At 46.4% G+C, this 24216-nt stretch carries 23 protein-coding genes; 22 read left to right on the top strand and 1 reads right to left on the bottom strand.

The window, feature by feature from the left end; translation table 11 throughout:
• Positions 1–31: 31 nt before the first annotated feature.
• From infB to ACZ5NG_RS06155, 14 genes are all read left to right on the top strand, one after another.
• On the top strand, positions 32–2482 hold the full coding sequence (gene infB / locus ACZ5NG_RS06220) for a translation initiation factor IF-2 (RefSeq protein ID WP_464250962.1): 2451 nt from the start codon (positions 32–34) through the stop codon (positions 2480–2482).
• Positions 2483–2512: 30 nt separating this feature from the next.
• Entirely contained in the window at positions 2513–2875 is a 363-nt protein-coding gene (gene rbfA / locus ACZ5NG_RS06215; protein ID WP_464250961.1) for a 30S ribosome-binding factor RbfA, read from the top strand.
• Positions 2847–3839, top strand: a complete 993-nt coding sequence (locus ACZ5NG_RS06210; RefSeq protein WP_464250960.1) for a DHH family phosphoesterase — start codon at positions 2847–2849, stop codon at positions 3837–3839. The genes rbfA and ACZ5NG_RS06210 overlap by 29 nt, the downstream gene beginning before the upstream one ends.
• A 1-nt stretch (position 3840) precedes the next feature.
• Positions 3841–4770 carry a tRNA pseudouridine(55) synthase TruB gene (truB, locus tag ACZ5NG_RS06205; protein ID WP_464250959.1) on the top strand — a complete coding sequence of 310 codons (930 nt, stop codon included), beginning with the start codon at positions 3841–3843 and terminating at the stop codon, positions 4768–4770.
• A gap of 68 nt (positions 4771–4838) precedes the next feature.
• Positions 4839–5771: a bifunctional riboflavin kinase/FAD synthetase gene (locus ACZ5NG_RS06200; protein WP_464250958.1), complete on the top strand. Its 933-nt coding sequence runs from the start codon at positions 4839–4841 to the stop codon at positions 5769–5771.
• Positions 5772–5912: 141 nt separating this feature from the next.
• Positions 5913–6143, top strand: a complete 231-nt coding sequence (locus tag ACZ5NG_RS06195) for a hypothetical protein (RefSeq protein WP_464250957.1) — start codon at positions 5913–5915, stop codon at positions 6141–6143.
• A gap of 17 nt (positions 6144–6160) precedes the next feature.
• Positions 6161–6382, top strand: coding sequence for a hypothetical protein (locus tag ACZ5NG_RS06190; protein ID WP_464250956.1), 222 nt, complete (start codon positions 6161–6163; stop codon positions 6380–6382).
• Between the two features lie 84 nt (positions 6383–6466).
• A complete protein-coding gene (gene rpsO / locus ACZ5NG_RS06185) occupies positions 6467–6736 on the top strand; it encodes a 30S ribosomal protein S15 (protein WP_464250955.1) in 270 nt (89 codons plus the stop codon).
• A 190-nt stretch (positions 6737–6926) separates the two neighbouring features.
• A complete protein-coding gene (locus tag ACZ5NG_RS06180) occupies positions 6927–9149 on the top strand; it encodes a polyribonucleotide nucleotidyltransferase (RefSeq protein WP_464250954.1) in 2223 nt (740 codons plus the stop codon).
• Between the two features lie 138 nt (positions 9150–9287).
• Positions 9288–10031 (top strand): polysaccharide deacetylase family protein, encoded by a 744-nt coding sequence (locus ACZ5NG_RS06175; RefSeq protein ID WP_464250953.1) that lies wholly within the window; start codon positions 9288–9290, stop codon positions 10029–10031.
• An 89-nt stretch (positions 10032–10120) separates the two neighbouring features.
• Positions 10121–11254, top strand: a complete 1134-nt coding sequence (locus tag ACZ5NG_RS06170; protein ID WP_464250952.1) for a D-alanyl-D-alanine carboxypeptidase family protein — start codon at positions 10121–10123, stop codon at positions 11252–11254.
• Between the two features lie 760 nt (positions 11255–12014).
• Positions 12015–13352, top strand: a complete 1338-nt coding sequence (locus tag ACZ5NG_RS06165) for an N-acetylmuramoyl-L-alanine amidase (RefSeq protein WP_464250951.1) — start codon at positions 12015–12017, stop codon at positions 13350–13352.
• Between the two features lie 249 nt (positions 13353–13601).
• A complete protein-coding gene (locus ACZ5NG_RS06160; protein ID WP_464250950.1) occupies positions 13602–14867 on the top strand; it encodes a M16 family metallopeptidase in 1266 nt (421 codons plus the stop codon).
• A gap of 177 nt (positions 14868–15044) precedes the next feature.
• Positions 15045–15998 carry a hypothetical protein gene (locus tag ACZ5NG_RS06155; protein ID WP_464250949.1) on the top strand — a complete coding sequence of 318 codons (954 nt, stop codon included), beginning with the start codon at positions 15045–15047 and terminating at the stop codon, positions 15996–15998.
• Between the two features lie 473 nt (positions 15999–16471).
• Here ACZ5NG_RS06155 and ACZ5NG_RS06150 read toward each other — a convergent pair whose 3' ends face one another.
• Positions 16472–16690 (bottom strand): hypothetical protein, encoded by a 219-nt coding sequence (locus ACZ5NG_RS06150; protein ID WP_464250948.1) that lies wholly within the window; start codon positions 16688–16690, stop codon positions 16472–16474.
• 348 nt (positions 16691–17038) lie between these two features.
• On the opposite strand from ACZ5NG_RS06150, the gene ACZ5NG_RS06145 reads away from it, so the two are divergent.
• The 8 genes from ACZ5NG_RS06145 (at position 17039) to dapA (ending at position 24120) form a co-directional block, all read left to right on the top strand.
• Complete coding sequence (locus ACZ5NG_RS06145; protein WP_464250947.1) at positions 17039–17383, top strand: hypothetical protein; 345 nt, start codon at positions 17039–17041, stop codon at positions 17381–17383.
• Positions 17384–17403: 20 nt separating this feature from the next.
• Entirely contained in the window at positions 17404–17673 is a 270-nt protein-coding gene (locus ACZ5NG_RS06140; protein ID WP_464250946.1) for a YlmC/YmxH family sporulation protein, read from the top strand.
• Between the two features lie 697 nt (positions 17674–18370).
• On the top strand, positions 18371–19168 hold the full coding sequence (dapB, locus tag ACZ5NG_RS06135) for a 4-hydroxy-tetrahydrodipicolinate reductase (RefSeq protein ID WP_464250945.1): 798 nt from the start codon (positions 18371–18373) through the stop codon (positions 19166–19168).
• 137 nt (positions 19169–19305) lie between these two features.
• A complete protein-coding gene (dpsA, locus tag ACZ5NG_RS06130; protein WP_464250944.1) occupies positions 19306–20220 on the top strand; it encodes a dipicolinate synthase subunit DpsA in 915 nt (304 codons plus the stop codon).
• 1 nt (position 20221) lies between these two features.
• A complete protein-coding gene (locus ACZ5NG_RS06125; RefSeq protein ID WP_464250943.1) occupies positions 20222–20812 on the top strand; it encodes a dipicolinate synthase subunit B in 591 nt (196 codons plus the stop codon).
• Positions 20813–20904: 92 nt separating this feature from the next.
• Positions 20905–21924: an aspartate-semialdehyde dehydrogenase gene (locus ACZ5NG_RS06120; RefSeq protein ID WP_464250942.1), complete on the top strand. Its 1020-nt coding sequence runs from the start codon at positions 20905–20907 to the stop codon at positions 21922–21924.
• Between the two features lie 3 nt (positions 21925–21927).
• Positions 21928–23172 carry an aspartate kinase gene (gene dapG / locus ACZ5NG_RS06115; protein WP_464250941.1) on the top strand — a complete coding sequence of 415 codons (1245 nt, stop codon included), beginning with the start codon at positions 21928–21930 and terminating at the stop codon, positions 23170–23172.
• A 60-nt stretch (positions 23173–23232) separates the two neighbouring features.
• Positions 23233–24120, top strand: coding sequence for a 4-hydroxy-tetrahydrodipicolinate synthase (gene dapA / locus ACZ5NG_RS06110; RefSeq protein WP_464250940.1), 888 nt, complete (start codon positions 23233–23235; stop codon positions 24118–24120).
• Positions 24121–24216 lie beyond the last annotated feature (96 nt).

Genomic DNA, 24216 nt, shown 5'->3' with positions numbered 1-24216 from the left:
TTCGGTTGCGTCATCTTATGGAGGTGAATATATGACAAAAAAAAGAGTACACGAACTTGCCAAAGAGTTAAATATAGAAAGTAAAGAAGTGATTAAACGACTAAATGACCTGGGTATTGAGATTAAATCAGTGCTTAGTACGGTAGATGAAAAGGATGCTCAAAAACTTAAGCAGCAGCTGCAAAGTGAAAAAGCCGCAGATAAGAAAAAAAGTAGTGAAAGCCCGAAGAAAAATTTTGACGGGGTAGTAGATCGGGTGCCGTCACGTCCACCGGATCGTCGGTTTGAAGAAAGAAAGGCTCATACAAATAATCAGAAAAACAAACCCAACACTCATCATAAGGGGGAGCAGCAGGCAAAACCGATGGCAAATAAGTCAGAAGGTAAAACACATCAATCCGGAGACCATCAACAAAAAAGACGGCGCAATCGCAATCATCGCCGGCATGCCAAAACTCAACAGGATAAACCGGTGCGGACGCCAGACAGTGGAGCCAAAGAAAAGGAAATCAATATCCCAAAACCCGATCCGGTTGTCAGTGCCCAGCAAAAAGAACGGACCAGAATTGAACAGCGTGGCAAGGTAAATAAAATGTCCGATAAAGACAGACTGGTGGAAGAGCGCGATAAGAAAGAAAAGAATATTAAACCCAGCAAGAAGAAAAATAACCGCAAAAAATCAGTCAAAAAGGCAGAAAAACAAGTGCCCGCTCAACCCCAGGAAAAGAAACCGATTACTATTGGCGAATCCCTTACCGTGCAGCAGTTGGCAGAAAAAATACGCCACACCGCTGCGGATGTCATTAAAAAGCTGATGAGCTATGGTGTTATGGCCACCATTAACCAAGAAATTGATTCCGACACCGCTACCCTGATTGCCAATGATTTTGGTTATGAAGTAATTGTCAAGAAAGAAGAAGATATTGAGGAACTGATTATGGCCGAGGAGCCGGATGATGAAAAAGACCTGGAGCCTCGTCCGCCGGTAGTGACCGTGATGGGTCATGTTGACCACGGTAAAACCTCACTTTTGGATGCCATTCGGGAAACTAAAGTGACAGCTACCGAGGCGGGTGGCATTACTCAGCATATCGGCGCTTATCAGGTAGAGAAAAACGGCAAGAAGATTACTTTCTTGGATACGCCGGGACACGCTGCTTTCACTGCCATGCGCGCTCGGGGCGCTCAAGTAACGGATATTGCCATCTTGGTTGTCGCTGCTGACGACGGTGTGATGCCGCAAACGGTAGAGGCCATAAATCATGCCAAAGCGGCGGATGTGCCCATTATTGTGGCCATCAACAAAATGGATAAACCGGAAGCCAACCCCGATCGGGTACGCCAGGAGTTAACCCAGCACGGCTTGGTTGTTGAGCAGTGGGGTGGGGATGTGATCAGCGTGGAAGTTTCGGCGAAAAAGAAAACCGGTATAGAAGAACTGCTGGAAATGATCTTGCTGGTAGCCGAGATTTCCGAACTTAAGGCCAACCCCAACAAACGTGCCCGCGGTACCGTTATTGAGGCGGAATTAGACAAGGGCCGCGGTCCGGTAGCAACGGTGTTAATTCAAGACGGCACGCTGCATATCGGAGACGTGGTTGTTGTCGGCAATACCTGGGGCAGAGTTAGAGCCTTGATGGATTATCGGGGGCGCCGGGTGAAAAAAGCCGGTCCTTCCGTGCCGGTGGAAGTCTTGGGTTTGAACAGCGTTCCGGAAGCGGGCGATGTGTTAGTGGCCGTTAAAGAGGAAAAAGTAGCCCGGGCTGTAGCTGAAAAACGTGCCGAGAGAAAACGGGCGGAAGAACTAAAAGCATCCACCAAACTGTCATTGGATGACTTGTTTAAGAATATTCAGGAAGGCAATATAAAAGAACTGCCGCTGATCGTTAAGGCCGATGTTCAGGGCTCGGTAGAAGCTTTAGAACAGTCCTTAGCTAAACTGGCCACTGATGAGGTAAAAGTAACTATGGTTCACGGCGGTGTAGGTGCCATAACCGAAACCGACATTATGCTGGCGTCAGCTTCCAATGCCATTGTCATTGGCTTTAACGTACGCCCGAGTGCCAATGCCCGCAAGGCGGCAGAAGCGGAAAAAGTGGATATCCGCCTGTATCGGGTGATTTACGATGCCATAGAAGACATTAAAGCGGCAATGAGCGGTCTTTTAGATCCCGAAGAGCGAGAAGTAGTTATCGGTCGGGTAGAAGTGCGTAAAATCTTTAAGGCTTCCAAAATCGGTACTATTGCCGGTTCATACGTCTTAGAAGGCAAAATTACCCGCGACAGCAGTGTGCGGGTCATTCGCGATGACATTGTCATCCATGAGGGTAAATTAGACAGTTTAAAACGCTTTAAAGATGATGTTAAGGAAGTAACGCAGGGCTATGAATGTGGCCTTACCATTGAACACTACAATGATATTCAAGAAGGAGATATCATTGAGGCCTATATCACGGAAGAAGTTAAACGGGAGCTGGCTTAAGCTAAGATTAAGTTGTGAGGAGTGTGGACTATGTCACACCGTGCCGAAAGATTGGCGGAAGCAATTAAAGTGGAAACTTCTTCTATAATTCAGCGCGAATTAAAAGATCCCCGCATTGGTTTTGCCAGTGTTACTTCTGTAGAAGTAAGCAGGGATCTGCGTCATGCCAAAATTTACATTAGTGTCATGGGCAATGAACAGCAGGTTAATGATACCATGGCGGCCTTAAAAGGGGCTCAAGGCTTTGTGCGCAGCGAGCTGGGCAGAAGAATCAAACTGCGCTATACGCCGGAATTGCAATTTGTGTTGGATGAATCCATTAGCCATGGGGTGAAAATAGCAAAATTACTGGATGAGGTAAAGAGTGAAAGTGAAAACCCGGCAAATGAATAAACTAAGCAGTATAGCCAATGCTTTATTTAATGCGGAAAAAATAATTATCTCCGGACACGTGGCGCCAGACGGTGACAGTATTGGGTCGACATTGGCTTTAGGGCTGGCCTTGGAGAAATTAGGAAAACAGGTGACCATGACCTGTCCGGATGGGCTGCCTGAAAAGTATGCCTTTTTACCCGGTGCCGAGCGCCTGCAGTGCGGTTTGCCGTCTGGCAGTTACGACACCTTTGTCGTCTTGGATTGTTCGGCGCCTGACCGCATAGGGGAAAACCTTGAGCCTTTGTTAAACAAAAACCTAAAAGTAGTGGTGATAGATCATCACGTCGGCAATGAATGCTTTGCCGATATAAGTTACATTGATTCCCGCGCGGCGGCAACCGGAGAAATAGTCTACGATCTGCTGCAGTTGATGCAGATTGATTTAGATTTGGATATGGCCGTCAACCTATATACCGCCATTGTCACTGATACCGGCTCTTTTAGATATGATGCCACCACTGCGGACACCCACAGGCGAGTGGCGGAACTGGTGGATATCGGTGTGCCGGTGGCCAAGGTTTCCAAGCTGATTTTTGAACAGCGGCCGCTGGTAGCCTACAAAGTGCTGGAGAAAGCCTTGTCTACCTTAAGTCTGTCGGCATGCGGCCGCGTGGCCTGGATTGCGGTGGACTACGCCACCAGAAAGTCCTTAGCCGTCACCGATGAACACACCGATAACCTGGTTGATTATCCCCGCAACATAAAAGGGGTAGAAGTGGCTTTGTTTTTCAAAGAAGTAGAACCCGGGCTGGTGAAGGTGAGTATGCGTTCTAATTACTTTGTGGATGTCAATAAACTGGCGGCGGAATTTAACGGCGGCGGTCACCTGCGGGCTTCCGGCTGTACCGTGAAAGGGGATCTGAAACAGGTTATAATAGAAGTAGTGCAGAAAGCGGTTGAAGCGGTGCAAAGGGGAACTTAGCGTGAGTTTAACCGGCATATTAAATGTATTAAAACCACCGGGTATGACTTCCCATGATGTGGTGAATTTTGTGCGCAAGTTGTACCAAGTTAAAAAAGTGGGGCATACCGGCACTTTAGATCCGGCGGCGGCAGGCGTTCTGCCTGTTTGCGTCGGCAGGGCAACCAAGGTGGCCCAATATATTACCGGTTTCGATAAGAAATATCGCGCGGAAATCACATTAGGCATTACCACTGATACCTTAGATGGCGAAGGAGAAGTTCAACAGGTAAAAGACGCCTCACACATCACCAAAGAAATGTTTGTTCAGGCTTTAGGTAATTTTATCGGTGATATTGAACAGGTTCCGCCGATGGCATCCGCTGTGAAAATCGGCGGCAAAAAATTGTACGAGCTTAAGCGAGCGGGCATTGATGTTGCGCGCCCCGCCCGGCAGGTTAAGATTTACGATATCAGGCATATTTGGTCCTGCGGTTGGGGAACTAATCATCCGCGGGCCTTGTTGGATATAACTTGCTCTAAGGGAACCTATATCCGCACCTTGTGTCAAGATATCGGTGAACATTTGGGTGTCGGTGCTTATATGAGTTTTTTGTTGCGCCTGAAGAGCGGTCCTTTTGAGATCAGCAAATCTTGGACCTTGGAAGAATTGGCGCAGTGCTCTGAAGGCCAAAAAGCACTGATGGATATAGACAGTGCACTGCAGGCTTTTCCGGCAGTGACGGTAAAGGATCGGGCGGTAAAATCAGTTATCTCGGGGGCAAAACTGTATCCGCCCGGGGTAGCAGAGCAGCCGGTGGATCTTATAAGCGGTAGTTTGGTGCGCTTAAAAAATAAAGGGGAGTTACTTGCCCTGGCCGAAGTACAGTATGAGCATCATGAGCATAGAACGGTATATAAGCCGGTCTGTATTATAAAAACAAACCGGTAGTCATTGCCGCCGGCATATAACATGATGCATCATTCGCGGTATTGCTTAAAGCATTGGAGGTTGGCGTAATGATTGTAACGGACTCGTACCTGGATTTGAAAAAACAATTTAAAAATATTGTACTGGGCATGGGAAATTTCGACGGGGTGCATCTCGGACATCAAAAATTAATTCGCACCGTGGTGGAAAGGGCACGCAGTATTAATGGTACGGCAATGGTGCTCACTTTTAATCCCCATCCGCTGGCAGTGTTAACCCCCCAGAAAGAACCGCCGAAACTGTTAACCGAGGAGGCAAAACAGGAAGCGATTGGCAAATTGGGGATTGATGTTATTTTGTCCATCCCGTTTAATATAGAATTTGCCCAAATCACCCCGGAGGAATTTATACATAATATTTTGCACCGGCAGTTAGCGGTGCGGGGTGTGGTTGTGGGGTATAATTTTACCTTTGGCAATCGCGGCGCGGGCAACGGTGCCACATTAGAAAAGTATGGGCCCGCATTGGGTTATACCGTTGATATTATTCCGCCGGTTACTCATGAGGGACAAGTTGTCAGCAGCACTTTAATTCGGGAATTAATTAAAGCGGGCAATGTAGAAAAAGCAGCACAGTTTTTAGGTTACAAACCCTTTATTGAAGGCGAAGTGGTTACCGGCGACAGGAGAGGCAACGCTATAGGCTTTCCCACCGCAAACATTGAACTGGATGAGAAATTAGCCGCCCCCGGCAATGGCGTGTACAGTACCCATGTGCGTATTAACGGTGAGCTTTATTTGGGTGTGGCTAACATTGGTACCAAACCGACTTTTAACCGGGACCGGAAAAAACGCAACTTAGAAGTACACCTGCTGGATTTTCGGGGGGATTTATACGGTGAAAAAATAAGGGTGGAATTTTTAAGGCGGCTGAGAAATGAGTTGCGCTTTAATTCAGTAAATGATTTAGTTAACCAAATTCAACAGGATATACAAATGGCTTTAATTGACAGGTGTTATTAGCCCGGATAGCCGAATAAATACAGGCCGGCGACAATATATATTTTAGTGATTGCTGTAGGGATTGCTGATTTACATTGCCATCAGTTTATGTTACAATAATCGCGGCAAACGTCTTAAAATTTGGAAAGGAGACGTTGCCCTATGGGAGTACCGAAGTGTGATTCTCCCGAGGAGGAGATTAAACGCTGGTTAAATCATATTGCGTTAATTTGTTTATCTGAAGAATTTCAAAGCTTAAAACGGGAGCTGGAAAGCTTATATGTAAAATCAAATATGGATAATGTAAGAATAACTGCATTTCAAGACGCACTATACGCCTTTTTAGCCCAGCACGAAGATGATGTGATGGGCTACCGTTCGCAGGGCTGTTAGGCTGCGGTGATGGGGAAATGCGGGTTATTATTACCGCCCATGCGCGCAAGCGCTTAAAGGATATACGTCAGGATAAAATCACCACCCAGGATATTATTCTTGCGGCGAAAGAAATTCCCGGACGTATTCCTACTGCTACCAGGTTTAGAGGTTTTTTTGCCAAGTCCGGCCGCATGTTTGACATTGTGGCCAAAGATATTCCCGGCGGTCGGCTGGTAATAACTATAATTGGAAAGTAACTTTTATGAACTGTTAGCTAGGGGATTCGTTCCTCCGGCGATCTGCTTGGCTAACGGCGATACTAAGTGAAGGAGGTGAAGTAGATGGCACTGTCTGCAGAGAAAAAGCGTGAAATTATCGACAAGTTTAAGATCCACGAGAACGATACCGGTTCCGCGGAAGTGCAGATTGCCATTTTAACTGAGCGCATTAATCAGCTAACCGAGCATTTGAAAGTGCACAAGAAAGACCACCATTCACGGCGCGGTTTGCTGAAAATGGTCGGTCAACGTCGGGCACTACTTAATTACCTGCGCGACAATGACTTTAACCGCTATCGTGTGATTTTAGAAAAATTAGAACTGCGTAAGTAATAAAAACCGGGTTGCACGCCAAATATGCGGCGCACCCGGTTTTTTATTAGGGGTGTGGCGGTCGATTAGTTTTATGTATTTTATGTTATTTATGAAGGAAATAATACTACATATGTAGAACTTATAACATTTGTTATTATTATCCAACATTTTATAGATTTTTCGAGCAGTTGGATCAGGAGGTATATTAATGGCAGAACCAAAATACTTAACAATGGAGATGGACTTGGGCGGCCGGCCGTTAGTGCTGGAAACAGGCAAAATGGCAAAACAGGCTAGCGGGTCGGTACTGGTGCGCTATGGCGACACGGTGGTGCTGGTGACGGCAACTATGTCGCAAAAGGCGCGGGAGGGAATAGATTTCTTCCCTCTGACCGTAGATTACGAAGAAAGGTTATACGCTGTGGGCAAAATTCCCGGCGGATTTATTAAGCGTGAGGGACGCCCCAGTGAAGAAGCTACCTTAGCGGCAAGGTTAATTGACCGCCCAATTAGACCACTGTTCAACCAAAAGTTGCGCAATGAAGTGCAAATTGTCGCTACCGTGCTGTCGGTAGATCAAAACAACGCACCGGAAATAGCGGCCATGATTGGCGCATCCGCTGCCCTGCATATTTCCCATATTCCTTTTCAAGGACCCATTGGCGGCGTGGTTGTCGGTCGCGTTGACGGCAAACTGGTGATTAACCCCACTACCGAGCAAGAGGCCCAAAGCGATATGCACTTAACAGTGGCCGGAACAAAAGACGCCATTATGATGGTAGAGGCGGGAATCCAGGAAGTTCCGGAAGATGAGGTATTAGAGGCCATTTTGTTTGGCCATGAAGCGGCCAAGCAGGTGGTAGACTTTATTGAAAAATTCAGGGAAAAAGCCCTTACCATGGGCTTGGCTTGGGAAAAAATTGAAGTTGTTGCAGAGGAATTAGATGCCGAATTAGAACAAAAAGTCAGCGCACTGGCTGAAGAGCGGTTTACCGTAGCAATCAAGAAATGTGCCGCCGAGCGTTTAGACAAGAAAACCCGGGAGGCTTATTTAGAAGAAGTTGCCAACGGCATTGTGGAAGAGTTGCAGGAGGAAATTGCCGAAGAAGAGCTGCCGTTGGTGCAGGAAATTATTAAAGCACAAGAAAAGAAAGTAATGCGCCGGATGATCACTGAAGAGGGAATCCGCATCGACGGACGGGGGGTTGAAGAGGTAAGGCCGATATCAGTGGAAGTAGGGATACTGCCGCGGGCACACGGCAGCGGCTTATTTACCCGTGGACAAACTCAAATTCTCTCTGTGGCCACATTAGGGCGCATCAGTGAAGAGCAGATATTAGACGGCTTGGGTGTGGAAGAAACCAAGCGCTACATGCACCACTACAACTTCCCGCCTTACAGTACCGGAGAAACAAGACCAATGCGTTCTCCCGGACGGCGTGAAATCGGACATGGCGCACTGGCTGAACGGGCACTGTTGCCGGTACTGCCGCCGGAAGATGAATTTCCTTATACCATCAGGGTAGTATCTGAGGCGATTGAATCTAACGGCTCCACGTCGATGGGCAGTGTTTGCGGCAGCACCTTGGCTTTAATGGATGCCGGGGTAAAAATAAAGGCACCTGTTTCCGGTGTGGCCATGGGCTTAATAAAAGAAGGCGATGATTTTACCGTACTTACCGATATTCAAGGCATAGAAGATGCGCTGGGTGACATGGACTTTAAAGTTGCCGGTACGGCAAAAGGCATTACCGCGTTGCAAATGGACATTAAAATACCCGGCATTACCAAAGAAGTGTTTAAAGAAGCATTGGCACAGGCACACCGCGGCCGGATGCACATATTAAATGAAATGCTCAAGGTTATCTCGGAACCGCGGGCGGAGATTTCCCAATATGCTCCCGCTGTTATCAGCATGAAGATTGATCCGGAAAAGATTCGCGATGTCATTGGGCCGGGCGGTAAGATTATTAAACGCATTGTTGAGGAAACCGGCGCCGATATTGACATTGAAGATAACGGACGGGTATTTATTTCTGCCGTTAACCGTGACGCCGGCAAAAAGGCCTGTGAATATATCGAGATACTGACCAAGGAAATAGAGGCCGGGCAAATTATTACCGGGCCGGTAGTGAAGGTGACGGATTTTGGAGCCTTTGTGGAAGTTGTGCCGGGCATTATGGGCATGCAGGGCAAAGAAGGCTTGGTGCATATTTCTCAACTTGCTTACAACCGCGTAGATCGGGTAGAAGACGTAGTTAAAGAAGGGGACATTATTACCGTTAAAGTTTTAGGCTACGACAATATGGGGCGGCTGAAGCTGTCTAAAAAAGATGCCATGCCTCCGCCGCCGAAAGGTCAGGAAGGCGGGCGGTTGGATCGAGGCAGCCGCAGGCCAAAGGCGAAAAAACCATATCGGGCGAAAAACTAACCCCCCAAACTCCACCAAAACGAGCGGTGGGGTTTTTTGATCTTAAAATACCGCCCACCTCGGAAAGATGTTGCGTATATTGGACGGGCCGACCCGCATATTTTTTTAAAGATGGACATTTTAATGGGAGGCACGACAATGAATGTTTTATACATCCGGCGCGGGTTGGTCTTTAAAGTAATTGCCTGGATTTTGTTGCTGGGGCTGTTTGTGTTGGTTGGTTATTTAGCCATGCATGATGATTATCCCACCCTGGCCCCCATATACCAAGGCGCGGAAGACAAAAGGGAAATTGCGCTGACGGTAAACGTTTACTGGGGGGAAGAATACCTGCCCCAAATGCTGGAAACCTTGCAGGAGCACAATGTAAAGGCGACATTTTTTATCGGCGGCATGTGGGCGGAAAAGTTTCCCGATTTATTGAAACAAATTGCTGCCGCCGGGCACGAGATTGGCAGCCACGGCTATTCCCATCCCCACCCCGATCAGCTTTCTAAAGCGGGGAATTTACGGGAAATGCAGCGGGCGGAAAAAATTATTGAAGAGATCACCGGTAAAAAAGTAAAACTGTTTGCTCCCCCTTATGGAGAGCGGGGCAATGAAGTGCTGGCAGCGGCGGAAGAAGCAGGGTACCGGTTTATTTTGTGGAGCGTGGACACAATTGACTGGCAGCGTCCGTCACCGGAAACAATTGTGCAGCGGGTGACGCAAAAAATCCACAACGGGGCGATTGTGCTGATGCACCCCACCGCCCCTACGGTAAAGGCACTGCCGGAGATAATTAAAGAACTTAAGGCCAACGGCTACCAAATGGTGACGGTATCACAGCTGATTAAAGATATGGATGCCCAGTCGGTAGAAACCAAAGAAGTTAAAAATTAACGGCGGCAAATTTTGCTCCCCATAATATTTGCTTTTCTAACGGGGTAAGCTTTACTTTAGACTAGCAATGGTTACGGAGTGGGAGCAAATTGCACACTAGATGCAGATTAATTGCCGCAGTGATTTTTGCAATCCTTATGTTTGTTGTTTCGCCGGCGGGGGCGGAACCTGCGGACCTAAATCCGCCGGAAGTAACCGCGGATGCGGCGGTGCTGATGGACGCCCAAACCGGTCAGGTGCTGTATGATAAAAACATGCACCAAAGGCGCCCGCCGGCCAGTACCACCAAAATAATGACCGCCCTGTTGGCATTAGAGGGCGGCGATCTTAAACAAAAGGTGATCGTGAGCCCTCATGCCGCCTCAGTAGGGGAAGCCAGCATTCATCTGCAAGCCTATGAGGAGCTTACCCTGGAAGAGCTGCTGTACGGAGCTCTCTTGCGCTCAGGAAACGACGCCTGTGTAGCCATTGCCGAGCACATTGCCGGCAGTGAAGCTAATTTTGTTAACCTGATGAATTACAAGGCCAAACTTTTGGGCGGCTATAACACCAATTTTTGCAATACCAACGGCCTGCCTGATGACAACCATTATTCATCCGCCTATGATTTGGCCCTGTTTACCCGCTATGCCATGGGAAATAAAAACTTTTGCCAAATGGTGCATACCAGGCAAAAAACCATCAGCGGGCCGGGCAGTATTGACCGCCATTTGACAAATACAAATAAACTGTTGTGGAGCTATAGCTGGGTAGAAGGCGTTAAAACCGGTACTACCGATGCGGCGGGGCAGTGTTTAGTTACCTCCGCCCAAAAAGAGGGCAGACGGCTGATATGTGTTGTGCTGCACAGCCGTGATCGCTATCGGGATACTTTAAAGCTATTAAATTATGGCTTTGAAAATTTTACCACCGTGCCGGTGATTCTTAAAGGAGAGCACTATGCCACTGTAAAAGTAACTGACGGCTATGCCCAAAATGTGCCGGTAATTGCTGAAGAAAGTTTATATGTAGCCCTGCCGAAAAAATACCAGGGGGCATATGAGCAAATACTGACGCTCAATCGCACGCTAAAGGCCCCGGTGCGCATGCACAGTAAAGTAGGTGAACTGCAAGTGCGCTACAACGGCCAGGAAATCGGCCGGGTAAACCTGATTACCGCCTGCGAAACCGATAAACTGCCCATGCACTTAAAGGTTTATAAAAAATTGCGGCGTTGCTTGTAGCTACTGCTCGATATTGATGAAAAGAAAATTGTTGGGTGACGGAACGGAAAACCGTTCCGTTTGTTTTTGCAATAATTACCTTGATAGCTTTATGGAAATATTACCGGTAAAATGTGGGGCCGGTTTCTGTGCCACCTCGCAAGGAAACCTTGTTATAAATGCCACTGCAGTGTAAGCCGCCAAGGCATTTACCTTCGTAAAGAAAACTTAGTTTCCGTTAAGGCAAAAGGGCGCAGACGGAAACTATAGTTTTCTTATACTATCATCCTTAGTCTATATGATTGTTAGATAGTACAAACAGGCCGGCCTTATAAATGAACGGGCTCCGTCGCCTCCGGGCGCCGGGTGGCCTGTACTTTCATCCTTAATTTAATAAAAGTTGAAAGTGAACTCGCTGACGCTCAAACAGACTCGGCGCTAATCTTCCGTTAGCAATGCTCTTTGAATTTGCCGGCTAATCTAAAGCGTAAGGTCAAATGCCTTGGCGGCAAAGAAGCGCTGCAGAGAAGGAGTAGGCTTGCTTTTCTTGCTCCTACAAATCCCCCCCACACAAAAGACAATATTTGTTTTTAAAGGGAACATTATGGTGGGCAGCAGCGTCTATATTGTTGAAAAAAGTAAAAAATGATTGCAAGGCAAGCTGCATCAATTTAAAGGTTAATTTCCTTTTTTCACCAAAACAGAAAATTTGATCAAAGTATATCAAAAATTGGTGGCGGTGTGTTGCAAGGAATACATTAATTTATTATGGGGTGTTATAATGAAACGAATAATCACACTACTAATTTTTCTATGCTTAGCAGTAATGTTCCCGCTGCAGGCTTTTGCCGCTGATATTGAGGTCTATGTTGACGGTCATCGACTGGCCTTTGATTCCCCGCCGATTATTGATAACGATCGTACATTGGTGCCCTTTAGGCAAATCTTTGAGGCTTTGGGGGCAGAGGTAAGTTACGATACTGCCACCAGAACCGCTGTTGGCGTTAAGGATGATTTAACTATTCGGCTGCCAATCGGCAAGAATATCGGGTATGTCAACGAAAAAGCGGTGCAGTTGGATGTGGCTTCCAAAATAGTTAACGGCCGCACGCTGGTGCCTTTGCGCTTTATCAGTGAAAATTTCGGCTGTACCGTGGATGCGCAAAAAATATCCGGCCGGCTGGTAATTAACATTACCGGCAGTGAGCAAAGCGGCAAAGATGAGGACGAGCAGCCGATTGTTGAATTGAAGCGCTCATTAACCGAAATAAATGTCCTTGATACCGATGATGAAGAGTTATTTATTTTAGAGCTGGCAGTAGAATCCGGGGTAAACAACAGCTTTACGCTGAAAAACCCTCACCGGTTAGTTATTGATTTAGAAGACACCGCCTGGAAAGATGCAGATATTCCCCGGTTTAAAAACGATTGGGTGTCTGCAGTGAGGGTGGCCCAAAACAGTGCCACCAAAACCAGAGTGGTGCTGGACTTAAAGCAAGAGGTAAATTACACATTAGACCAACAAAAAGATAAATTAATTGTTACCGTCAAGCCGAAGAAAGCTTGGAAGCCGGATTATAACCTAATTGTACTGGATGCGGGACACGGCGGAAATGATGTTGGGGCCATTGGCGCCTCCGGCAAATACGAAAAAAACTTGGTATTTGATATTACCCAACTGGCTAAAGCAAAATTAGAAAACCAAGGCATTAAAGTCGTAATGACCCGCCCGGGAGACCAAAGCCGCTCCCTGCAGGAGAGAGTGGATATCGCTAACCAAACCAATGCTTTTGCCTTTGTCAGCATTCACGCCAATTCGGCATTAAACAGTCAGGCCCACGGGGTGGAGGTTTATACCAAACGGGGCTCAGATCATACTTTTGCCCGCATTGTAGTTAATTCTATCGTGGCGGAAACCGGGCAATATAATCGGGGAGATAAAGAAGCGGATTTTTACGTGATTAAACATACCGTAATGCCGGCAATTTTAATTGAAACCGGCTTTATCAGCAATCCCCAGGAAGAAGAATTTCTATGGAATAAAGAAAACCAAGAAAAAATGGCCCAAGGCATTGTGAACGGAATCCTTTCCTTTAGAAACATAATGGCCGGTAAATAACATGAGCTTTATTATTCAGCGGCGCCGCACAAAGGGTGCCGCTGATTGTTTTTACGGCTGTTAAATACAATAAACTTAAAAGAAGAAAAAAATTATCATAAAAAAAGCCCTTTTGGATTATTTTTGCCGAAAAGGTTAAAATATGCAGGAGTGATCGGCTGATAAATGGAATGTTATACATTTAGGTAATTCTATGACGGCAATATTATGTTTCGTGCACTATTTTTTTGTTTTTAAGGAGGTCAGTGGATGTACCAAAAGACAACATTGGACAACGGATTACGCATTTTATCCGAAGAAATTCCCCACGTGCGCTCAGTTTCCATCGGCATATGGGTAGATGTCGGTTCCCGTGATGAGCAGGATGAAATCAGCGGCATATCGCACTTTATTGAACACATGATGTTTAAAGGAACGGAAAGGCGCAGTCCGAAAGATATTGCTGAAGAATTAGATGCGGTAGGCGGCCTGTTAAACGCTTATACCACTAAAGAGTACACCTGCTATCATGCCAAGGTTTTAGACGAACACATTGATTTAGCGATTGACCTGCTCACCGACATGCTGTTTAACTCTAAATTTAACGAAACAGATATCGAGCGGGAGAAAAATGTAATCATTGAAGAAATAAAAATGTATGAGGATGCTCCCGATGAGCTGGTGCACGACATATTTACCAAAACTTTGTGGCAGGGGCATCCGCTGGGGCGGCCGATTATCGGTACCGTAGAGACTGTCAAATCCTTTACCAGAGATGATTTGCTTAAATATTACCGTCAGCACTATAATCCTAATAACATGATTGTTGCACTGGCGGGAAACATAAAGCACGAAGTAGCGGTAGAAAAGTTAAGGCCAATCTTTGAAAAATTTAAACCGAGAGAAACGGTGCGGCAAAGCGCGCCGCCAAAGGGTGTCAGCGGCTTAAACTGTTTAAATAAAGGAACGGAACAGGTACATATGGTGATTGGCACTCCCGGCTATCAGCTGGATCACAAAGATGTTTATACTGCGCAGTTGTTGAATACCGTACTGGGCGGCGGCTTGTCATCTCGCTTGTTCCAGGAAATTCGCGAGCAGCGCGGTTTGGTTTATTCGGTATTTTCTTACCACAGCTCTTATCACGATACCGGCATGTTTGCCGTTTATGCCGGGCTATCCAAAGACAACGTCAACCAGGCAATGGAACTGATTTTTAAAGAAGTGAAAGATATTGCCCGCAACGGCATTACCGAAGTGGAACTGCAACGGGCCAAAGACCAAATGAAAGGCGGATTGTATCTTTCGCTGGAAAACGCCAACAGTCGCATGAGCCGTTTGGGGAAATCAGAACTGTATTTGGGACGGGTAAAGTCACCGGAAGAAATCGTTAAAGAAGTGTATCAAGTTACCAACGAAGACATTCAAAGAGTAGCCTCCCAAATGTTTAAGCCGGAAAACTTCTCGATGGCGGCCATTGGGCCGTGGCAGGACTGCGGCGACTTACAAAGAGAATTAGATAAGCTGCGTGATTAGGGAAATCCTCCCAAGGGTGGAGGATTTTGTCTTTTAATAACAAAGTTTTGTCACATAGAATTAATTAATTAAAATATATATCTATTAAAGGCAGCTTATACGTATAATCCCTTTGCATGAGCGAATTTTTACATTAATATTGCAGGGTTGGCAACTCCATTAAGGGGTTTGGAAAATATGCGCTGGTATTTATACCGACTGGCAAAAATTAAACCGCTGCTTTTGGCCTTGCTGTTAGCGGCAGTACTGCTGCTGCTGATAAAAGGCTGCCGGCAAGAGGGCTTGCCGGATGTCAACGTGCCGGCCGGTGGGGCGGCACCAAGCAGCGTATATTTTACTTTGGTGCCGGAGGATTATCAACTGCCTGCAAGGTTAACGGTTTATAAATATAAAAATAAAGAAATGTCGCAGGCTGATGTGGAAAAACTGGCAGAAAGTTTGGAAATAAGGGGGAAGTGTTTTTACAACGATGAGACATGCGAGTATACAGTAAACGCTAACGGCAAAATATTGCTTGCCGAACAGTACACCGGAATGTGGACTTACCGCGACATCGGCCGCCAATACAGTGTTGACACAATGACCTGCAGTATTCCGTCGGATGATGAAGTGGTTAATTTAGCCAAAGATTATTTGGCCCAGGTAGGTATCTCTGCCGAAGAGTTTTCTTCGGTTGCCTTGGGTACCACTACCGAAAACAATAGGGTAATCGGCAAAACGGTATATTTTTATCAGCAGGTGGACGGATATGAAATAAACGGGGCCGCCAAGCTGGCGGTGCATATCGGGCACCAAGGCCAGTTAGAAGGAATAACTAAAGGCTATCAGGAAATCGAGCGGCACAAAACCTGCCGCTTAAAAACCCTTAACCAGGCAATGCGCGAGCTGGAGGCCGGCGAGGTTTACTACCAAACAGCAGCTGAATCGGTCTTGGGGCAGGCAACAATTTACGATGTGCGCTTGGTTTACTACCAGGAACCAAGCAGTGCTTCTGAAAACCGTTACCTGCAGCCGATGTATTTATTTACCGGCGATGTAGAAACCGAAGAAGGCACCCAATCACTCAGCGCCCTCGTCCCGGCGGTAAAGGGCGTTGGCTTAAAAGTCAATGGGGCGGTTGAGGAGATATAGGGGTTGGCACGTCGGCCCGTTAAGAGGCATTGCATATACGGGAACCAGCAAACATGGGGCAACTGCCCCCAGGTAAGTGGCAAGACAAAAAAGTAGGGGCCGGATTCCATGGTACGAGAACGGATAGGGTAGGAGTTTTACCCCTCAGGGAAAAGGAAATGTGATTGCTAAATTGTAGGGTTGGCTCCACGTCAACCTATTAAGAAAGGTTGCAGTAAATGCAACTGCAATAAAGGCCGCCAAGGCATTTACGCTTTACAAACACGCCGGCACATAAAAATGAACGAGCTCTACTGCCTTCGGGTGCCGGGCGGCAGTGTACTTTCATCCTAAATTCTTAATTTAGAAGAAAGTGAACTCGCTGACGCTCAAACAGTCCTCGGCACTTGTCCTCCGTTAGCAATGCTCTTTGAATTAGCCGGCTATCGTTTGCCAAGGTCAAATGGCCTTGGCGGCGGTCCTAACTACCCTCTTTACCCCTTATCCCTCTTCAGCAACACCAGTATCTCATTATACTTTTCTTCTATCTTATCAAGTTTCTTAATTATTTCCTCTCTTTGCAAAAGGGCGTTGTGGTGAAAGCTTATCCAAGTTTTAATTAATTTATATCCGCCAAAAATTACGCCAAAAATAAGCAGCACCAGGATTAATAAGTTAAATAATTGGGCTATCAATGTGAAGTTATATTCCATATTTTCACCTCCAATCCCAATTAGGCAGAGTTATTTTGTGTTTTTTCTACAGAGGCAATAAAAACCCTTTATGTCAGCACTAAAAATAATATGTCGGAATAAGTAGAAATCAAATAACATTAGGCAAAGGCCCTTCAGCGTTGTTAGCGGGTTACTGCGCGCGGTGATTAACATAATGACTGTTGAATAAAAGAGCTTATTTCCTGAAACGGAAAACCGCTCTTTTTTTATGTTTAAAAGCATCTTTATACAGAGAGCATAATCAGTGAATTATTCCGGGCCAGCCCCGGTTTATTTTTGTAATATATCTCGTCCATGGTCAATAAAATTTAGTGGGGGTGGGACGAGATGTATAGCTTGCTTTTAGGTTTGATTGTTCTATTGCTGGTAGTTTTGTCTGTTCGGCAGCGAATGCTTTACAACTTCAAAAAACAAAGCCGCGGCTGCGATATTGACTTTAAGGGAGGCATACTTAGTGAAGCCAAAACATCGCCGGTGTCTTCCGCGCTGGCCGGTTTGATTGGCACTGCCGGCGGTATATACCTTTCGATCGTAATGCTCACTTCCTTTTTAGAAATGGAGATACCTGCCAGAGTACAAGTATGGCAGTTTGAATTAGAACCACTGGCAGCAATATCTATTTTAATTGCGCTCATTCAGCCCTTTGTGCTCAGCTTGATTAAACGTGATTAGGTAAGGAGGGAAAGGCACCGATGAAATTAAGCGAATTGGTGGGCAAAGAAATAGTTAACATTGTTAACGGTGCCCGTTTGGGGGTGATTGGTGAATCAGATTTGGCGATAGACGCCGTCAGCGGGGAAATTCAGTGCATTATCCTGCCGCAGCGGGCCAACTTTTTGAACTTTTGGGTGGATCGGCAGAAAATGGTCATTCCGTGGGAACTGGTGCGTAAAATCGGTGAGGAAGTAATCATTGTTGAACTTGATCAGGGGAATTTAAATTTTAGAAAATATTCGGTGTAACGGGCGTGCCGCACACTACTAATATGTAGTTTGCGGCACGCCTTTCAATTTGTAAGTTCTGTTTCGGTTTTTACAGATGTAACGTTTCTATCGGGCGCCAGGGCATTTACCTTCGTAAAGGAAACTTAGTTTATTATGATAGTTGATAGTACAAGCACGCGGGCATATATAATTGGACGAGCTCCGCCGCCTCCGGGGGCCTGCGGAACCCGGAGCAAAGCTCCGCAAAGAGTCCTCGGTATTAGCAATGCTCTTTTGAATTAGCCGGCTAATCGAAAGCGTAAGGTCAAATGCCTTGGCGCTCTGCAAAGGTCTTTCCATATGTAAGAGCAAAGAAGCACCCCAGTCCGTTCACACACATGCAATGTTTGTTTGCGGGAGGGCAAGGGAAATTGACCCCTACATTTTATCGTTAGGATGTTCTTTAGCCTGTAAAGCCAGAGGAACATACCCTATCTGTTTACACAGATGTAAAATCATTGATACAAACATTTCAACTGTATGGGCAGGGAAACAGGCCCGCCCGTTTATACAAATACAGAATCAACATCTACAGAAAGCAATAAAGGGAAGGCCCCGCACTCTCAAGCCTTTCGGCTTGACAAAGTTGCTCTTGGTATAGAATAATTATGCACAGGCAAAATATGAGAGCAAAAGAAATACTATGTAGATTTTAGTAATTTAGGAGGTAATAAGGGTGATTAGGGTATTGGTATCAGGAGCAGCGGGACGCATGGGTGCAGAATCCTGCCGGGCGGTTTTTAAGGCCGATGATATGGTATTGGCAGGTGCTGTTGATCTGCGCCACGGGGGTGAGGATTTAGGTAAAGTAATCGGTTTGGATGGCGTTGATTTGACGATTTACGCTGATTTAGAACAGGCACTGCAAGAGCTAAGGCCTGATGTGATGGTAGATTTTACTCACCCCAATGCAGTATATGAAAATGTACAAATTGCTTTGCGCAACAAAGTGCGGCCGGTTATCGGCACAACCGGCTTGTCAATGGAGCAGATAAAAACTTTGCAAAATATGGCCAAAGAAATGAATATTGGAGGATTAATTGCGCCTAATTTTGCCATCGGCGCTTTGTTAATGATACATTTTGCCACCATGGCCGCCAAGTATTTTCCCCATGTAGAGATAATTGAACTGCACCACGATCAAAAAGCGGATGCCCCTTCCGGTACGGCAATTAAAACAGCGGAAGCAATTGCCGAAGTGCGTGGCCGTATGAGACAAGGACTGCCCACAGAAATAGAAAAACTGCAAGGTGCCCGCGGTGCGGATTTTGAAGGCATGCGCATTCACAGTGTGCGCCTGCCGGGTTATGTAGCTCATCAAGAAGTTATTTTTGGCGGTACCGGTCAAACTTTAACCATCCGGCATGATTCTATTAACAGGGAATCATTTATGCCGGGGCTGCTGATGGGTATACGCCAAGTAATGTACAGTGACGAACTGATTTACGGCTTAGATAAACTGATTTTTGAATAAGGTTTATTTTCCACTTTTGCACAAAATTGTTGCCGGCCAACACAATTTTATTGCATATACAAGCACCTCCCCCCGCGACATTTCATATAGTGAAAATTAAATATAAGCCATATGTCGATAAAGGGGGGCTTCCAGGCATGCAGCCAGATTTACAAGGCATAAAAGTAGCAGTACTAGGCGGAGATGCCCGGGAAATTATCCTCACATCGGAGTTGGCCCGCTTGGGGGCAACTGTAAAAGTATTGGGGTTACCCGTAGAAAACGATTACAACGTAATTGAATGTTCTACCGTTGCCGAGGCGTTGCAGGATGTTCAGGCAGTAATACTTCCCATCCCCGGATTAAACAAAGACGGTACAATTTACAGCGTTTTTCTCGATCAGCCAATGGAGTTAACCGAGAAGCAGCTGGTTACGCTGCCGGCTAATACCCCGGTATTTGCCGGGTATGCTCGGGAACGTTTGGCAGAGATGGTTAAACGCTGTAATTTGCGCTTAATAGAACTGTTAAAGCGGGATGACATCGCCATTCTCAACTCTATTCCTTCTGCTGAGGGAGCTATTCAAATGGCTATTGAAGCAACACCGATTACCATTCACCGCAGTAATTCCTTTGTATTGGGATATGGCCGCACGGGAGCGACAATAGCCAATTTACTTAAGGGAATGGGCGCTTACGTAACGGTACTGACAACAAATGACGCAAAATTTGCCCGCATTTACGAAATGGGAATGCGTCCGATGACTTACGATGAACTACCTGACTATATACAGGAAGCGGATATTATTTTCAATACCGTTCCTGCCATGGTGCTCACTAACTCAGTACTAAGCAAGGCTTCCAACGAATTGGTAGTAATTGATGTAGCATCTCCTCCGGGCGGTACCGACTTTGAAGCGGCCAAGAGATTAGGCATTAAGGCTTTGCAGGCGCCCGGATTGCCCGGCAAAGTGGCTCCCAAAACTGCCGGTCAAATATTGGCGCGCATTGTGCCGCGTATTTTGGCTGAGGAATTAGGCATATGCAAAACGGAAAGCCGTGGAGGTGCTTAACATGAGATTAAAGGGAGTTCGTGTTGGCTTGGCGCTTACCGGCTCACATTGCACTATTGAAGAAACCCTGCCGGAAATAAAACGCCTGGTAGATGAAGGGGCCGATGTGCTGCCGATAGTCAGTGAAACGGTAAAAACAACGGATACCAGATTTGGCCCGTCCGCTAAATGGATTGAACAATTAAAAGAAATTACCGGCAAAGAACCAATTGCCACCATAAAAGATGCCGAACCGGTGGGACCGAACAAGTTGGTGGATGTGCTGGTCATTGCTCCGTGTACGGGCAATACCATTGCTAAACTTGCCAACGGTATCACCGACAGCAGTGTATTGATGGCAACCAAAGCACATTTGAGAAACTTAAGACCGGTAGTAATTGCTGTTTCTACCAACGACGGTTTAGGCTTGAACGCCAAAAACATCGGGTTATTATTGAACACCAAGAATATTTATCTAGTGCCTTTCGGGCAGGACAATCCCCAGACCAAACCAAATTCAATTAAGTCAAAAACCGGATTGATTTTAGAAACCATTGAAGCGGCACTGCAAGGAAAGCAACTACAGCCCGTAATGATTAGTTATCAGTCTTAAAATATATTTTTACCGCCCCAAAATTGTAAGAATGGTGATACAATTAGGAATATGATAATATAATGTATATCATTTTTTTGGAGGGTTTGGTATTGAGAAAGTATAATGTTGCTATTGTTGGCGCTACAGGGGCAGTGGGGCAAGAACTACTGAATATTCTCGATGAAAGAAAATTCCCTCTCGGTGAATTGCGTTTATTGGCTACAGCCCGATCTAAAGGCAAAGAGATTGAATTTCAGGGCAAAACCTATGTTGTAGAAGAAACTACACCCGATTCATTTAACGGCATGGATATAGCATTGTTTGCCGGCGGCAAAGCCAGCCTGCAGTTTGGGCCGGAGGCGGTAAAAAGAGGCTGTGTCGTCATTGACAACAGCAGCAATTACCGCATGGATCCCGATGTGCCGCTTGTCGTGCCTGAGGTTAACCCCGAAGACGTCAAGCAGCATAAAGGGATCATCGCCAACCCAAACTGTTCAACCATCATTATGGCGGTACCGCTGAAGCCGATTCATGATCAAGCCGGCATTAAGCGGGTGGTTGTATCTACCTATCAAGCGGTATCCGGTGCCGGCAAAGCAGGCATTGAAGAGCTCACTGAACAAACGCGGGCAATTTTAGAAGGCAAGGAATACCCGCCGAACGCCTTTTTGCATCAAATTGCTTTTAACTTAATACCCCATATTGATGTTTGGCAGGAAGGGGACTACACCAAAGAAGAAATGAAAATGGTGAAGGAAACGCAAAAAATCTTCCATCAACCGGATATGAAGATAACTGCCACTACCGTTCGGGTGCCTGTTTACCGCAGTCACTCGGAAAGCATCAATGTGGAAATCGAACGCAAGCTGACCGCGCAGGAAGCAAGGGAACTTTTGGCCAATGCTCCTGGGGTGGTGGTGCTGGACGATCCACAAAACAACATTTACCCCATGCCGGTAGACACTTCCCATAAAGATGAAGTGTTTGTCGGACGCATTCGGGAAGACAACTCTCATGACAGCGCTCTTAATCTGTGGGTTGTAGGTGACCAAATCAGAAAGGGAGCGGCAACCAACTCGGTGCAGATAGCCGAATTGGTAATTAAGTACAACTGCTTATTGGAGAAATAAAACATGAGGTTTTTAATACAAAAATTTGGAGGTACATCACTGACCACACCGGAATTCAGAAAGGAAGTGGCGGCAAAAGTTATTGCCGCCAAGGAACAGGGCTTTACTCCGGTGGTAGTGGTTTCGGCCATGGGCCGAAGCGGGGCCCCTTATGCGACAGATACTTTAATATCCTTGGCTAAACAAGTGCATCGCGATGTTCCGCCCCGCGAACTGGATATGCTGATGAGCTGCGGTGAGATAATTTCCGGCGTGGTGATGGTTAACACACTGATTGAAGCCGGCTGCCCGGCGGTGTTTTTAACCGGTGCGCAGGCGGGTATAATAACAGACAACAATTATAACAATTCGCGCATTTTGCGGGTTGAGCCGCAGAAAATCATCAAACATGCCGAGCAAGGCAAAGTAGTGGTGGTAGCGGGATTTCAAGGTGTTACCGAAGACGGAGAAATTACCACACTGGGCCGAGGCGGCAGCGACACCACCGCTGCAGCGTTAGGGGTTGCTTTAGATGCGGAATGCATCGACATCTATACCGATGTGGAGGGAATTATGACTGCCGACCCGCGCATTGTGGATGATGCCGCCATTTTAGATAAAGTAACCTACAACGAAATCTGTCAATTGGCCCACGAGGGGGCAAAAGTAATTCATCCGCGGGCGGTGGAAATTGCCATGCAGAAAAACATACCAATGCGGGTAAAAAGTACTTTCAGTGATGCACCCGGCACACTGGTGACCAGCCATGGGCACCTGTTTAACGGCACCATTGACATCACCATGGATCGCACCATCACCGGCATTACCTGTATGAGTGATATTACTCAGGTAACCATTCCGTTAGATAACTTAGATGTAGAAAATCCGCACTTAAAAGTATTTAAAGGCCTGGCCTTGGCCGGTATCAGCGTTGATTTCTGGAACGTCAACACCCGCTATATTGCCTTTACCGTAAAAGGAGAAGATGCCGACAAAACGCAGCAGGTATTGGAAAATATCGGCATTCAGCCGCAGATGCGCCATAACTGTGCTAAGGTAGCGGCGGTGGGTGCGGGCATGACCGGCGTTCCGGGAGTAATGGCTAACGTGGTGGAATCACTTACCCGTGCCGGTGTGGAAATTCTGCAGTCGTCAGATTCCCATACCACCATTTGGGTGTTGGTTAAAAAAGAAGATACCGAAAAAGCGGTTTGCGCTTTACACAACCAATTTAAACTAGGTAAAAAAAATAAAGAGAAAAATAAATAATAAATAAAGGTACGGCTGTGCTGCAAGGAAGATAATTACTTTTTTAGGAAGGTGAAAGCCGTGTCTGTTGATTTTGGTCGTGTACTGACGGCAATGGTGACCCCCTTTGATGAAAATTTAAATGTAAATATTCCCCAGGCTAAGAAACTGGCCCGCTATTTAGTAGAAAACGGTTCGGACGGTTTGGTGGTTAGCGGAACGACCGGTGAATCTCCCACACTGAATAAAGAAGAAAAAATGGCGCTGTTTAAAGCGGTGGTGGAGGAAGTAGGGGGCCAGGCAACGGTAATTGCCGGAACGGGAAGCTATAATACTGCCGAAAGCGTTGCTTTTACCCAAGAGGCGGAAAAAGCCGGCGTAGACGGTGTGATGTTGGTAGCACCCTACTACAATAAACCGTCGCAAGAAGGCTTGTATCAGCATTTTAAGGCAGTGGCTGAAAGCACCAAGCTGCCGGTAATGCTGTACAATATTCCGGGACGCACCGGCATTAACGTTTTGCCGGCAACGGTAGCCCGGTTGGCCAATGATGTTCCCAACATTGTAGCCATTAAAGAAGCAGCCGGAAACATGGATCAGGTAAGTGAATTAATGCGGCTGCTGCCGGACGATTTTGTCGTTTACAGCGGTGACGATTCTTTAACGCTGCCGATTTTAGCTTTGGGCGGCAAGGGAATTGTCAGCGTAGCCAGCCACATTGTTGGCCCCGACATTCAGGAAATGGTGCAGGCCTTTATTCAAGGCAACGTGGCTAAAGCAGCCCGTTTGCATACCGACCTGTTCCCGATTTTTAAAGGCCTGTTTATTACCAGCAACCCGGTACCGGTTAAGGAAGCGCTAAATATGATGGGCATGCATGTTGGCGGCGTACGTCCGCCGCTGGTAAATATGAGTGCCGAAGATAAAGAAAAACTAAGTGCTGTATTGACTGAAAAAAATTTAATATAAACCAAATAAAATTTTCTACAAGGGCATTTTTACAATGCCCTTGTTTCTTTGTCCGCCGGATCGGTTATGATAAATAAAAAGTGCTTTACTCTGCCA

This window comes from Desulfovectis peckii (assembly GCF_055391705.1).
Note: the sequence above shows the minus strand (reverse complement) of the source record. Positions and strands in the feature narration are given on the sequence as shown.